The organism is Zoogloea sp. (assembly GCF_041914405.1).
Taxonomy (GTDB): Bacteria; Pseudomonadota; Gammaproteobacteria; order Burkholderiales; family Rhodocyclaceae; genus Zoogloea.
Window position 1 is genome coordinate 68,682 of record NZ_JAYSDK010000002.1, and the last position, 13,247, is coordinate 81,928.

Genomic DNA, 13,247 nt, shown 5'->3' on the forward strand with positions numbered 1-13,247 from the left:
GGGAGGGCTGACATGCTCGACATGAAGCAGGATTTCTTCGAGCTGTTCGGCCTTGAGCCGCGCTTTGCCGTGGACCTGGATCGTCTCGAACAGGCCTACCTCGAGATGCAGGGTAAGGTGCATCCGGATCGTTTCGCCCATCTGTCAGACGCTGAAAAGCGTCTGTCGATGCAATGGGCGACGCGGGCCAACGAGGCCTTCCGGACCCTCAAGAGCCCGCTCGCCCGTGGCCAGTATCTGCTTGAGTTGAAGGGCGTCGATCCGGCCTTCGAGACCAATACTGCCATGTCCGCCGAGTTCCTGATGGAGCAGATGGAATGGCGCGAGGCGCTGGAAGAAGCCCGCGAGGCGGCCGACGAGGATGTGCTGGACGATCTCGCCCGGCGTATCCGGCGCGACACGAAAGGGCTTGTCGAACAACTGCAAGCGGAGTTCGATACCGCCGGCGATCTGGAGGCTGCGGCCGATACGGTGCGCCGCCTCAAGTTCCTCGAGAAGCTGCAACACGAAATCAATGACGCCTTGACGGCGCTGGAATCCTGATGGCTCTGCTGCAAATTTCCGAACCGGGCATGTCCACGGCCCCTCATCAGCATCGGCTGGCGGTGGGTATCGACCTGGGCACGACCAATTCGCTGGTGGCCACCGTGCGCAATGGCGTGCCCCAATGCCTGCAGGACGAGAACGGCAAGATGCTGCTGCCGTCTGTCGTGCGTTACCTGCCAGACGGCCAGGTGGACATCGGCCGCTCGGCCCAGGCCGCCCAGGCGATCGACCCGCGCAACACCATCGTGTCCGTGAAGCGTTTCATGGGCCGTGGCCTGAAGGACGTCGCCCATGTGGAGACGATGCCCTATGACTTCGTGGACGCCGAGGGCATGGTGCGGCTGCGCACTGTCCAGGGCGTGAAGAGCCCGGTCGAGGTCTCCGCCGAAATCCTGAAGAACCTGCGCGAGCGCGCCGAGCGCAGTCTCGCTGGTGATTTGACCGGTGCGGTGATTACCGTGCCAGCGTATTTCGACGACGCCCAGCGCCAGGCGACCAAGGATGCGGCGCGGTTGGCCGGCTTGAACGTGCTGCGCCTGCTCAACGAGCCGACAGCAGCAGCGATCGCCTACGGCCTCGAGAACGCGTCCGAAGGCATCTACGCGGTCTACGACCTCGGTGGTGGCACTTTCGATATTTCCATCCTGCGCCTGTCGCGTGGCGTCTTCGAAGTGGTGGCGACCAGCGGCGACGCAGCCCTGGGCGGTGACGACTTCGACCACCGCCTGTTCTGCTGGATCCTCGACAACGCCGGCATCTCGCTGCCGTCCGACCGGGATTCCCGCCGCCTGTTGATGAAGGCACGGGAGGTGAAGGAACGCCTGACCCTCGACGAGTCGGTGCCGATCCGCACAGCGCTGGAAAACGGTGACGAAGTCGACCTGGTCATCGAACGCCAGGTCTTCGCCGAAATCACTGCCAATTTGGTCAGCAAGACCCTCAAGCCGGTCAAGAAGGCCCTGCGTGACGCCAACCTGTCGCCGGAGGATGTGAAGGGCGTGGTGATGGTGGGCGGCGCAACGCGCATGCCCCACGTACAGCAGGCGGTCGGCGAACTCTTCGGCCAGACCCCGCTCACCAACCTCGATCCGGATACCGTCGTCGCCGTCGGTGCCGCCATGCAGGCCAATGTGCTGGCTGGAAACCGGGCGACCGAAGATGAATGGCTGCTGCTCGACGTGATCCCTCTGTCCCTCGGTATCGAGACGATGGGCGGTCTGGTCGAGAAGATCATCCCGCGCAATTCGACGATTCCCACGGCCCGTGCGCAGGACTTCACCACCTTCAAGGATGGCCAGAGCGCGATGGCCTTCCATGTGGTGCAGGGCGAGCGCGAGCTGGTGTCCGACTGCCGCTCGCTGGCGCGCTTCGAGCTGCGCGGCATCCCGCCGATGGTGGCCGGCGCCGCACGTATCCGCGTGACCTTCCAGGTAGACGCCGACGGCCTGCTGTCTGTTTCCGCGCGGGAGCAGACCACCGGCGTCGAAGCGCGCGTCGAGGTGAAGCCGTCCTACGGCCTCGCCGACGAGGAGATCGCCGAGATGCTGAAGGCCGGTTTCGAACACGCCCAGAACGACATGGAAGTGCGTGCGCTGAAGGAGCAGCAGGTCGAGGCCGAGCGCGTGATCGAGGCCACTGAGAAGGCGCTGCAGGCTGACGGCGAATTGCTCAACGAGGCTGAGCGCACGGAGCTTGATGCTGCCATTGCAGCCCTGCGCAGCGCGGCGGAGGGCCAGGACGCGCGCGCCATCAAGATTCAGCTTGAGGTCTTCAACCGCGCTTCCAACGAGTTCGCTTCGCGCCGCATGGACAAGAGCATCCGTGGCGCGCTGGCGGGCCATAAGATCGACGAGATCCGGATCTGACCGAATCCGGACGGACAAGAATTATGACGACATTGATTGTGCTGCCCCATGTGGAACTCTGCCCGGAAGGGGCAGTCATCGAGGCCGAGCCCGGCCAGAGCATCTGTGACAGCTTGCTCGCCAACGGTATCGAGATCGAGCATGCCTGCGAGAAATCCTGCGCCTGTACGACCTGTCATGTGGTCGTACGCGACGGTTTCAACAGCCTGGAGCCGGCTGAAGAACTGGAAGAAGACTTGCTGGACAAGGCCTGGGGCCTGGAGCCCACGTCCCGCCTGTCCTGCCAAGCCATCGTCGGCGAAACTCCGCTGACGGTTGAAATTCCCAAGTACTCCATCAACATGGCGCGGGAGGGCAAGCACTGATGAAGTGGACCGACGTACAGGAAATCGCGATCCAGCTTTCAGACACGCATCCCGACACCGATCCGACCCGGATCAATTTCGTCGACCTGATGCGCTGGGTCATCGCCTTGCCCGAGTTCAATGACGACCCGAAGCACTGCGGCGAGCGCGTGCTTGAGGCGATTCAGCAGGCGTGGATCGAGGAGTGCGAGTGACTGCCGCCTCGGCGCCGGCCACCATTCACGGCTTCGAGTTCCGGAGTCTTGGAACGGCGGCGCCGGTTTCCCTTGCAGACTATGCCGGCAAGGTGATGCTGGTGGTCAATACAGCCAGCCGCTGCGGCTTCACGCCCCAGTACGCGGGCCTGCAGCAACTGCACGAAATTCATGCCGGACGGGGGCTGGTGGTGATCGGTTTTCCGTGCAACCAGTTTGGTGGACAGGAGCCTGGCAACGCTGAGGACATCGCACAATTCTGCGAGCGCAACTACGGCGTGAGCTTTCTCTTGAGCGAGAAAGTGGATGTCAATGGCGCCAATGCCCATCCCCTGTTCCGTTTCCTGACCACTGCGTTGCCCGGCGTGCTCGGCACCGAGCCAATCAAGTGGAATTTCACCAAGTTTCTGATAGACCGCCAAGGCATACCCTTCAGGCGCTACGCGCCGACGACTGCGCCGGCGGCGCTTGAAAAGGACATCGAAGCGCTGCTCGGCTAGCGCCTCCGGTCCCTAGTGGGTTGTCGGCTCCGACGGCTCGTTCAGCGAAAGCCAGTACAAACCCAGCTGCCCGACTGCTTGCAGGAAGCGCTCGAAGTCCACGGGCTTGCGGATGTAGCTGTTGGCGCCGAGCCGGTAGGCTTCGGAAATATCCTGGTGCTCCTTCGAAGTGGTCAGCACGACCACCGGCAACAGGGCTGTGCGTTCGTCTGCCCGGATACGGCGCAGTACTTCCAGGCCGTCGATGCGCGGCAGCTTGAGATCCAGCAGTACGAAGGCCGGCATCAGCAGCGGGTCACGCCCGGCGTGCTGTCCTGTGCAGAAGAGGTAATCCAGCGCTTCGACCCCGTCTCTGGCGACCACCACCTGGTTGCTGATCTTGTTCTTGCTGAATGCCCTCAGCGTCAGGGCTTCGTCGTCGGGATTGTCCTCGACGAGAAGAATCGGGCGATCGGTCGCCATACGAACTCCTTGATCCTGCCTTTATGTTTCTTGTGCTTGTTTTCAGTCGGTAGGGGCTGAACTCAAAAGAGCTCAACCCCGCACATGATCATAAGTACGGCAGGACCAGGAAGAGCTTGACCGATTTCTCGCTGCAAATCACTTTTTGGCTAATTGGTCGGCATCGAGGATGAAAATCTTGTCGTCACCGCTCGGGGCCGACACCCAGGTCGGGGCGAGCTCTGGGAAGGCCTCGTCGACGATGTGGCGGTTGTGGCCGACTTCGATCGCCAGCAGTCCATCCGCCTTAAGGAAGCGGGGGGCGTCGGCAAGCAGCTTGCGCACCAGGTCGAGGCCATCCTCGCCGGAGCCGAGGGCCAGGCCGGGCTCGTGCAGGTATTCCGCCGGCAGTGCGTCCATGGCTTCCTGGGTGACGTAGGGCGGGTTGCTGAGGATGAAGTCGAACTTCTGCTCGGGAACTGCGGCGAAGCCATCGGAGAGCACCAGCTTGATGCGGTCTTCCAGGCCATAGGCGGCGATGTTCTCGGCGGCGACATCGAGAGCGTCCTGGGAAATGTCCACGGCGACGATCTCGGCGTTGGGGAAAGCATGAGCCATCAGGATGGCCAGGCAGCCAGAGCCGGTGCACATGTCGATTGCCGAGGTGACAGCTTCCGGGTTGGTGATCCACGGGCTGAAGCCGTCGTGCAGCAATTCGGCGAAATAGGAGCGCGGGATGATGACCCGCGGATCCACCTTGAAGCGGTAATCGCCGAGCCAGGCTTCCCCGGTGATGTAGGCGGCGGGCAGGCGCTCGGCCGCGCGCTTCTCGATGACGTCAAAGATCTCCACCCGCTCGTCGCTCGGGATGCAGGCGTCGAGGAAAGGGTCGAGGCGGTCGAGAGGCAGCGCGAGGGTGTGCAGGATCAGGTAGACGGCTTCGTCATAGGCGTCCTGCAGGCCGTGGCCATAGAAGCAGCCGGCGCGGTTGAAGCGGGTGACGCCGTAACGAATCCAGTCGCGCACGGTGACGAGCTCGGCCAGCGGGCCATGCTCGTGTTCATGCTCGTCCTCGTGATCGTGATCGTGATCATGCGCTTGGTCGTGTTCGTCGTGGTGGGTCATGCCGGTTCCGATGCTGTCAGCAGGTTTTCGAGGGTACGGCGGTAAATCGCGGAGAGGGGCTCGATGGCGTCCACCGCGATGCACTCGTTGAGTTTGTGGATGGTGGCGTTCACCGGGCCGAATTCGACGACCTGCGGGCAGATGTCGGCGATGAAGCGGCCGTCCGAGGTGCCGCCGGTGGTGGACAGTTCGGTTTCCAGTCCCACGGTGTCGCGGATCGCGCCGGACAGGGCTGTTACCAAGCTGCCGCGTGGCGTCAGGAAGGGCTTGCCGCCGAGGGTCCAGGTGAGGTCGTAGTCGAGACCATGACGGTCGAGGATGGCATGGACCTTGGACTTCAGGTCGTCGGCGGTATGCACGGTGGCGAAGCGGAAGTTGAACAGGACTTCCAGCGTGCCGGGAATCACGTTGGTGGCACCGGTGCCGGCCTTGATGTTGGACATCTGCCAGGACGTGGGCGGGAAGTACTCGTTGCCTTCGTCCCAGGTGACGGAGGCCAGCTCGGCCAGCGCCGGGGCGGCCAGGTGGATGGGGTTCTTCGCCAGGTGCGGGTAGGCGATGTGGCCCTGCACGCCCTTGACGGTCAGCTTGCCTGACAGGCTGCCGCGGCGGCCGTTCTTGATGGTGTCACCAATGGTGTCGACGGAAGTCGGTTCACCAACGATGCAGAAATCGAGTTTCTCGCCACGGGCCCGGAGGGTCTCAACGACCAGCGTGGTGCCATGGGTGGCATCGCCTTCCTCGTCGGAGGTCAGCAGCAGGGCGATCGAGCCGGCGTGCTCGGGATGAGCGGCAACGAAGGCTTCGATGGCGGTCACGAAGGCGGCCAGGGACGACTTCATGTCGGCGGCGCCGCGTCCGTACAGGAAGCCGTCGCGTTCGGTCGGCACGAAAGGGTCGGAGTGCCAGTCGGCCAGCGGACCGGTGGGAACGACGTCGGTGTGGCCGGCAAAGACCACCAGCGGGCTCTGCGTGCCGCGCCGGGCCCACAGGTTGCTGACGCCACCGCCGTCTATGCGTTCGCAGACGAAGCCGAGCGGGGCGAGGCGGGCCGCGATGAGTTCGAGGCAGCCAGAATCCTGCGGGGTGACGGAGGGGCGGGCGATGAGTTCGCGGGTCAGGGCCAGGGTCGGCTGGTCCGTGGTCTGGGGGGCGTTCATGTCTTGTTCTTAGTCGTCGTTGTTGAGCTCGAGGGTGAACTCACGGAAGGAGGAGCCATCAGGCTCGGTCCGCTCGAAATCGATGGATGAGGGGGGCTTGCTCTTGTTCTTGTCGCTGGTGCCGGTAGGGCCGATCTGCGCATTGTTGATCAGCCACGACAGGTTGGTGGGCGAGTCGGAGTTGGCCAGGGCCTCTTCGAGGGTGATGTACTTTTCCTTGTAGAGGCGGAAGAGGTCCTGCTCGAAGGTGCGGGAACCCTGGGCCAGGCTCTGCTCCATGGCTTCGCGGATCGCCGAGATCTCGCCGCGCTCGATGAGTTCGGCTACCTGGCGGGAGTGCAGCAGGATCTCCACCGCCGGAATGCGCCCGCCGTCGGGGCGTTTGACGAGGCGCTGGGAGACGATGCAGCGCAGCGTCGCGGCAAGATCGAGGGACAGCAGCGTGCGGGCATCCAGCGGGAAGAAGCTGAAGATGCGGTTCAGCGCGTGGTAGGCGTTGTTGGCATGCAGCGTAGCCAGGCACAGGTGGCCGGTCTGGGCATAGGCGAGGGCAGCCTGCATGGTTTCCCTGTCGCGGATCTCGCCGATCAGGATGCAGTCGGGGGCCTGGCGCATCGCGCTGCGCAGCGCGTTCTGCCAGTCCAGCGTATCGCTGCCGATCTCGCGCTGGTTGACCAGCGACATCTTGTGCTTGAACAGGTATTCGATCGGGTCTTCGATGGTCAGGATGTGACCTGAGCGGTTCTCGTTGCGGTAGTCGATCATCGACGCGATGGTCGTGGACTTGCCAGAGCCGGTGGCGCCCACCACCAGCACGAGGCCGCGCTTTTCCATGATGACTTCGGACAGCACCGGCGGCAGGCCCAGGCTGTCGAGGCGCGGAATGTCGCCGAGGATGTAGCGGACGACGATCGCGATGCTGTTGCGCTGCCAGAAGATGTTGATCCGGAAGTTACCCATGTCCCGCCGGCCGAAGGAGAGGTTCATCTCCTTGTACTTCTCGAAGCGCTCGATCTGCTCGGGCGACATCATTTCGTAGGCCATGCGGTGGATCATCGTCGGATCCATCGACTGCTGGTTGATCGGCAGCGTGTTGCCGTCGATCTTGATATGGATCGGGGTGCCGACTGTGATGAAGATGTCCGAGGCCTTCTTCTCGGCCATCAGGGCGAAGAGCTTGTCGATGATCATCGGGCGGCCCGGAAATGAACAGGGCCGCCCAGCGAGGGCGGCCCGTGAAGGGGGGAGGAGGTCAGTCGCGCAGCAGTTCGTTGATGCTGGTCTTGGCGCGGGTCTGGGCGTCCACCTTCTTGACGATCACCGCGCAGTACAGGCTGTACTTGCCGTCGGCGGAGGGCAGGTTGCCGCTGACCACCACGGAGCCCGCGGGGATGCGGCCGTAGTGGACTTCACCGGTGGCGCGGTCGTAGATCTTGGTGCTCTGGCCGATGTACACGCCCATGGAGATGACGCAGTTGTCTTCCACGATGACGCCCTCGACGACTTCGGAGCGCGCGCCGATGAAGCAGTTGTCGCCGATGATGGTCGGGTTGGCCTGCAGGGGCTCGAGCACGCCACCAATGCCGACGCCGCCGGACAGGTGCACGTTCTTGCCGATCTGGGCACAGGAGCCGACGGTGGCCCAGGTGTCGACCATGGTGCCTTCGCCGACGTAGGCGCCGATGTTCACGTAGGAGGGCATCAGCACGACGCCCTTGCCGATGAAGCTGCCCTTGCGCGCAACGGCATTCGGCACGACGCGGAAGCCACCAGCGGCGAAGTCGTGGGCGTCGTAGTTGTCGAACTTGGTCGGCACCTTGTCGAAGTAGCGGGTGTCGCCGCCCTGCATGACCTTGTTGTCATGGGTGCGGAAGTACAGCAGCACGGCCTTCTTGATCCACTGGTGGGTGACCCACTCGCCGTTGATCTTTTCGGCGACGCGCAGCTTGCCCTGGTCCAGCTCTTCGATCACATGCTCGATGACCTCGATCTGCTCCTTGGTGGCGCTGGCAGCGGACAGGTCGGCGCGGCGCTCCCACAGCTCTTCGATGAGGGTGGCGAAGGGGTTTTCGTGATTGGGCATGATGTGAATGGATGCAGTCATGAATTGTTCGAAAGTCGTTGGGCGAAAGTGGCGACTCGGGTGGCCGCCTCGATACACTCTGCCAGTTCGGCCACCAGCGCGATACGGACAAACCCTGCGCCGGGATTGACGCCGTGGGCTTCGCGCGCCAGATAGCTGCCGGGCAGAACCGTTACATTATATTCGGCCTGCAGGCGGCGGGCGAATTCGGTATCGCTGAGGCCCAGCTTGTCCACCCGCGACCACAGGTAGAAGCCGGCGTCGGGGCGTTCGACGTCCAGGTGGGCGGCGATCAGCGGGGTGATGTGGTCGAACTTCTCGCGGTACTGGCGGCGGTTTTCTGCCACGTGGGCCTCATCGTTCCAAGCCGCTGCGGAGGCCGCCTGCACGGACGGGCTCATCGCACAGCCGTGGTAGGTGCGGTAGAGCAGGAAGCGCTTGAGGATGGCCGCATCGCCGGCCACGAAACCGGAGCGCATGCCCGGCACATTGGAGCGCTTGGACAGGCTGGAGAACATCACCACGTTGCGGAAGTCGCTGCGGCCGAGGCGGTGCGCGGCCTCCAGGCCGCCGATCGGCAGATTGTCGTCGTCGAAATAGATCTCCGAGTAGCACTCGTCGGCGGCGATCACGAAGTTGTAGCGGTCGGACAGCTCGAACAGGCGCTTCCATTCTTCCAGCGACAGCACGCGGCCGGTCGGGTTGCCGGGCGAGCACACGTAGACGAGCTGGACCCGCTGCCAGTCCGCTTCGGGGATGGCGTCGAAGTTCGACCCGAAGTTGTCGTCGGGCAGGTTGTTGATGAAGTAGGGCTGGGCACCGGCGAGGTAGGCCGCGCCTTCGTAGATCTGGTAGAACGGATTCGGGCAGACCACCAGCGCACCGGGCTTGGAGCCGTCCACGACGCACTGCGCGAAGGCGAACAGCGCCTCGCGGGAGCCGTTGACCGGCAGCACCTGGGTGCCGGCATTCACGGAAGGCAGGCCATAGCGGCGCTCCAGCCAGCCGGCGATGGACTGGCGCAGCTGTTCGGAACCCTGGGTGGTGGGGTAGTTGGCAAGGCCGCCGAGATTGTCGATCAGTGTTTCGCGGATGAAAGCCGGTGTGGCGTGCTGGGGTTCGCCGATGGACAGGCGGATCGGCGCGTACTCCGCTGGCGGCACGATGCCTTCGAACAGGGTGCGCAGCTTTTCGAAGGGATAGGGGTGGAGTTCCTGGAGATGCGGATTCACTTTCGGCGGATGTCCTGTGTTTTGGCCCTCGACGGGCATTCTATGGCGCCGGCGCGGGGCCCGGCTTGGCCGCTGTCGCAGCGGCTCGGGGCAGGGTGGTCAGCCCTGTGGCCTCGTTTTGGGCCGGTGGTATTATAGCGGCGGCCGTTAATGCGGCACTGCAGCATCAACGGCGCTCCCGCCTCCTGTCCCTTGTTTTCTGGAATCCCGTGCGCCTCGCCAAACTCAAGCTTGCCGGCTTCAAGACCTTCGTCGACCCGACGACCGTGCTCACCCCGGGCAACCTGGTGGGCGTCGTCGGGCCGAACGGTTGCGGCAAGTCGAACATCATCGACGCGGTGCGCTGGGTGCTCGGCGAGTCGCGCGCCTCGGCGCTGCGCGGCGGGTCGATGCAGGACGTCATCTTCAACGGCTCAACGACCCGCAAGCCGGTGTCGCGGGCCAGCGTGGAGCTGGTCTTCGATAACGCCGAGGGGCGCGCCGCCGGCCAGTGGAAGCCCTATGCCGAAGTGGCGGTGAAGCGGGTCCTCGACCGCAGCGGCGAGTCCACCTATTTCATCAACGGTGTGCAGGTTCGCCGCAAGGATGTGATCGACCTGTTCCTGGGCACCGGCCTGGGGCCGCGGGCCTACGCGATCATCGAGCAGGGGATGATCTCGCGCATCATCGAGGCCCGCCCGGAAGAGGTGCGCGGCTTTCTCGAGGAAGCCGCCGGCGTTACCAAGTACCGGGAGCGTCGAAAGGAGACCGAAGGCCGTCTGGCCGACGCACGGGACAATCTGGCGCGCCTGGACGACATCCGCAACGAGCTCGGGCAGCAGCTCGGCCGCCTGGAGGCCCAGGCCGCGGTGGCCGAGAAATACCACCGGCTGAACACCAGCCTGTCTGAGCGCCAGAACCTGTTGTGGTTACTCAAGCGTAACGAGGCGCGCGCCGAACGGGCGCGCCTGGCCGAGGAGCTGGCCGACGCCACCCGCCGCATCGAGGCCGATTCGACCCGCCTGCAGGAGCTGGAAGCCCAGCTCGAAGCTGCACGGGACAGCCAGATGTCGGCCAATGAAGGCGTGCAATTGGCGCAAAGCGCGTTGTTCGCGGTGAGCTCCGAGCTGACCCGCCTCGAAGGCGAATTGGCGCGCTTGCGTGACAGCCGGCGCCTGTTGGAAAGCCGTCTGGCCCAGCTGGAGCGGGACGACGCCCAATGGCGGAGCCAGCAGGAAAACCTGGGCGCTGACGCCGAGCGCTGGCAGAGCCTGCTCGAGAACGCCAGCCTGCGGGCCGAACAGGCCGAGGCGCGGCATGCGGAAGTTGAGGAGCGCCTGCCAGAGGCTGAAGAGGCCCAGCGCACCGCCGACACCACAGCATCCGCGGTACGGCGCGAACTCAACCAGGCGGAACAGCAGATCCGCGTCGAAGAAGCGCATCGGGTCAGCAGCGAACGGACCCTTGAAACGCTGACCCAGCGTCGGGCGCGCCTGCAGCAGGAGCAGGCCTCCGTGCAGGCGCCGGATCTGCGTGCCGTGGCCGAAAGAGAGGCGGCGCTGGAGGAGGCCGAGGACACCCTGGCCCGCCACCAGGGTGAGATCGCCGATCTGCAGGCCAGCCTGCCGGCTACCCAGCAGGCCCTCAAGCAGGCATTGGAGGCGGAGCGCCAGGCCCAGCGTCGGGCGACCGAGTTGCGGGCGCGGCGCGAAGCCCTGGTCCAGTTGCAGAACAAGGTCCAGGCCCAGGGGCAACTGGGTGACTGGCTGAAGCGCAATGGTCTGGAGGCGCTGAAGCCCTTGTGGCAGCGCATCCGCGTCGAAGCCGGCTGGGAGTTGGCGTTGGAGGCAGTATTGCGTGAGCGCCTGGCTGCCCTTCCGGCGTCCGATGGCCGTGCCGCGCTGGCGGCGTTGGCCGATCGCGTGCCAGGCGCCGTCGCCTTTCTGCTGGCTGATTCGGCCCCGCAGACCGCCACGTCGCTCGAGATGCTGGACGGGACTCGCCCGCTGCTGTCCCTCGTGCAGGCTGACGACGATTTGTCGCCCCTGCTCGCCAGCTGGCTCGCGCAGGTCTTTGTCGTGGACGATCTCGGGCCGTGGCTGGACCGTCGCGCGGAACTGCAAGGCCGGCGGCTGCTGACCCGGGAAGGGCACCAGTTGGATGCCTGCGTCCTCAGTCACTACGCACCCGATTCTCGCACCCATGGCGTGATCGAACGCCAGCGGGAAATCGACCAGTTGGCGGCGGAAGTCGATGCGGCCCAGGAGGAGGCGTCCCTGGCCCACGCCGGCGTGGCGGAGGCGGAGGAGCAGGCCACCCGCTTGCAGGACACCCTGACCCAGCTGCGGCGCGAGGCGCAGGCGCTGCAGGCTCGCGTCCATGCCGAGCAGGTGGAGGTGCTCAAGCTCAACCAGGCGCGCCTGCGCTATGAGGAACGCTGCGGCCAGATCGACCGCGATCTCGGTGAGATCGCCCACGGCGAGCAGGCCGAGCGGGACCGCCTGATGCGCGCCGAGACCGAGCTGGAGCGCAGCCGGGAAATGGCCGAGCTGCAGCGGGGCCGTCTGGATGCGGCGGAAGCCGTGCGGCAGGAGCGGGAAAGAGCTTTGCGCGAAACCCGCGCCCTGGAGCAGGCGCTGTCGCGGGAGCTGCAGGAAGCGCGCCATTCCGAGCGCGAATGCGCCAGCAAGCTCGAGGACATCGCCCGCAACCGGGCGCTGGCCGCCGAGCAGCTCGAACGCATCGCCGACGAACTGGCGGAGCGGCGCGAGACGCTGATGGAGATCGACGAGGTTTCGGTGGCTGCGGCCCTGCAGGAAGCCGTGGCCCTACGTTCGGCGCGGGAATCCGCGCTGGCAGAGAGTCGGAACATCCTCGAGGACGCAAATGGACGCCTGCGTGCGCTGGAGGAGGAGCGCCAGCGCACCGAGCATGGGGCGGCACCCCAGCGCGAACGCGTCGCCGACCTGCGTCTGCGGGTGCAGGCGGCGGAGATGGCCGAAGCCCAGCACGGCGCGCGCCTTGAGGAGGCGCAGGCCGATGAAGCGGCCTTGCTACCGTTGTTGGTGCCAGATCTGAAAGAAGGTGCGCTGCAACGGGAAGTGGCCCGTCTCGGCCGCGAAATCACCGAGCTGGGGCCGGTCAACCTGGCGGCCCTGGACGAGCTGAAAGCCGCGGCGGAGCGCAAGAATTATCTCGACGTGCAGACCGAAGACCTGCTCGGCGCCATCGAAACCCTGGAAGATGCGATCCGCCGTATCGACCGGGAAACACGGGAGCAGCTTCAGGAGACGTACAATACGGTCAATCGCCATTTCGGCAGCCTGTTCCCCATGCTCTTTGGTGGGGGGGAGGCCCGCCTGGTGCTGACCGGTGACGAGATCCTAGATGCGGGGATCACGATCGTCGCCCAGCCGCCGGGCAAGAAGAACAGTTCCATCCAGCTGCTTTCGGGCGGCGAAAAGGCCTTGACGGCGATTGCGCTGGTGTTTTCCATGTTCCAGCTCAATCCGGCGCCGTTCTGTATGCTGGATGAGGTCGACGCGCCACTCGACGATTCGAATACCGAGCGTTACTGCCAGATGGTCAAGCGCATGTCGTCGCAGACCCAGTTCGTGTTCATCAGCCACAGCAAGATCACGATGGAAATCGCGCAACAGCTGGTGGGTGTCACGATGCAGGAGCAAGGTGTGTCGCGGGTGGTGGAAGTGGATATCGAGGAAGCGCTGCGCCTGGCCGAAACGGCTGCGGCGTAATC

General features: G+C 64.8%; 12 protein-coding genes. 6 read left to right on the plus strand and 6 right to left on the minus strand.

Features of this window, described 5'->3' with window-relative positions:
• Positions 1–12: 12 nt before the first annotated feature.
• From hscB to ACE3RX_RS01520, 5 genes are read left to right on the plus strand one after another with little or no spacing between them, the layout of a single operon-like run.
• Complete coding sequence (gene hscB / locus ACE3RX_RS01500) at positions 13–543, plus strand: Fe-S protein assembly co-chaperone HscB (protein WP_374479568.1); 531 nt, start codon at positions 13–15, stop codon at positions 541–543.
• Positions 543–2,411: a Fe-S protein assembly chaperone HscA gene (hscA, locus tag ACE3RX_RS01505; protein WP_374479570.1), complete on the plus strand. Its 1,869-nt coding sequence runs from the start codon at positions 543–545 to the stop codon at positions 2,409–2,411. The genes hscB and hscA overlap by 1 nt, the downstream gene beginning before the upstream one ends.
• A 23-nt stretch (positions 2,412–2,434) precedes the next feature.
• On the plus strand, positions 2,435–2,776 hold the full coding sequence (gene fdx / locus ACE3RX_RS01510; protein WP_079433529.1) for an ISC system 2Fe-2S type ferredoxin: 342 nt from the start codon (positions 2,435–2,437) through the stop codon (positions 2,774–2,776).
• Positions 2,776–2,970 carry a Fe-S cluster assembly protein IscX gene (gene iscX, locus ACE3RX_RS01515; protein ID WP_374479573.1) on the plus strand — a complete coding sequence of 65 codons (195 nt, stop codon included), beginning with the start codon at positions 2,776–2,778 and terminating at the stop codon, positions 2,968–2,970. Before fdx ends, iscX begins: the two co-directional genes overlap by 1 nt.
• Positions 2,967–3,470: a glutathione peroxidase gene (locus ACE3RX_RS01520; RefSeq protein WP_374479575.1), complete on the plus strand. Its 504-nt coding sequence runs from the start codon at positions 2,967–2,969 to the stop codon at positions 3,468–3,470. The genes iscX and ACE3RX_RS01520 overlap by 4 nt, the downstream gene beginning before the upstream one ends.
• Before the next feature lie 12 nt (positions 3,471–3,482).
• Here the strand turns inward: ACE3RX_RS01520 and ACE3RX_RS01525 are convergent, their stop codons facing one another.
• The 6 genes from ACE3RX_RS01525 to dapC form a co-directional block, all read right to left on the minus strand.
• Positions 3,483–3,932 (minus strand): response regulator, encoded by a 450-nt coding sequence (locus ACE3RX_RS01525; RefSeq protein WP_374479577.1) that lies wholly within the window; start codon positions 3,930–3,932, stop codon positions 3,483–3,485.
• Positions 3,933–4,070: 138 nt separating this feature from the next.
• Positions 4,071–5,036, minus strand: coding sequence for a 50S ribosomal protein L3 N(5)-glutamine methyltransferase (prmB, locus tag ACE3RX_RS01530; RefSeq protein WP_374479579.1), 966 nt, complete (start codon positions 5,034–5,036; stop codon positions 4,071–4,073).
• Positions 5,033–6,196, minus strand: coding sequence for a succinyl-diaminopimelate desuccinylase (dapE, locus tag ACE3RX_RS01535; RefSeq protein ID WP_374479581.1), 1,164 nt, complete (start codon positions 6,194–6,196; stop codon positions 5,033–5,035). The genes prmB and dapE overlap by 4 nt, the downstream gene beginning before the upstream one ends.
• A gap of 9 nt (positions 6,197–6,205) precedes the next feature.
• Positions 6,206–7,387: a PilT/PilU family type 4a pilus ATPase gene (locus tag ACE3RX_RS01540; RefSeq protein ID WP_374479583.1), complete on the minus strand. Its 1,182-nt coding sequence runs from the start codon at positions 7,385–7,387 to the stop codon at positions 6,206–6,208.
• A 61-nt stretch (positions 7,388–7,448) separates the two neighbouring features.
• Positions 7,449–8,279 (minus strand): 2,3,4,5-tetrahydropyridine-2,6-dicarboxylate N-succinyltransferase, encoded by an 831-nt coding sequence (dapD, locus tag ACE3RX_RS01545; RefSeq protein ID WP_374479899.1) that lies wholly within the window; start codon positions 8,277–8,279, stop codon positions 7,449–7,451.
• A gap of 17 nt (positions 8,280–8,296) precedes the next feature.
• Entirely contained in the window at positions 8,297–9,511 is a 1,215-nt protein-coding gene (gene dapC / locus ACE3RX_RS01550; RefSeq protein ID WP_374479585.1) for a succinyldiaminopimelate transaminase, read from the minus strand.
• 209 nt (positions 9,512–9,720) lie between these two features.
• On the opposite strand from dapC, the gene smc reads away from it, so the two are divergent.
• Complete coding sequence (smc, locus tag ACE3RX_RS01555) at positions 9,721–13,245, plus strand: chromosome segregation protein SMC (protein ID WP_374479587.1); 3,525 nt, start codon at positions 9,721–9,723, stop codon at positions 13,243–13,245.
• The last annotated feature ends 2 nt before the right edge of the window (positions 13,246–13,247 follow it).

Coding starts and splice junctions, on each gene's coding strand:
- hscB (WP_374479568.1), top strand. CDS start 13: ATGCTCGACATGAAGCAGGATTTCTTCGAGCTGTTCGGCCTTGAGCCG.
- hscA (WP_374479570.1), top strand. CDS start 543: ATGGCTCTGCTGCAAATTTCCGAACCGGGCATGTCCACGGCCCCTCAT.
- fdx (WP_079433529.1), top strand. CDS start 2,435: ATGACGACATTGATTGTGCTGCCCCATGTGGAACTCTGCCCGGAAGGG.
- iscX (WP_374479573.1), top strand. CDS start 2,776: ATGAAGTGGACCGACGTACAGGAAATCGCGATCCAGCTTTCAGACACG.
- ACE3RX_RS01525 (WP_374479577.1), bottom strand. CDS start 3,932: ATGGCGACCGATCGCCCGATTCTTCTCGTCGAGGACAATCCCGACGAC.
- prmB (WP_374479579.1), bottom strand. CDS start 5,036: ATGACCCACCACGACGAACACGACCAAGCGCATGATCACGATCACGAT.
- dapE (WP_374479581.1), bottom strand. CDS start 6,196: ATGAACGCCCCCCAGACCACGGACCAGCCGACCCTGGCCCTGACCCGC.
- ACE3RX_RS01540 (WP_374479583.1), bottom strand. CDS start 7,387: ATGATCATCGACAAGCTCTTCGCCCTGATGGCCGAGAAGAAGGCCTCG.
- dapD (WP_374479899.1), bottom strand. CDS start 8,279: ATGCCCAATCACGAAAACCCCTTCGCCACCCTCATCGAAGAGCTGTGG.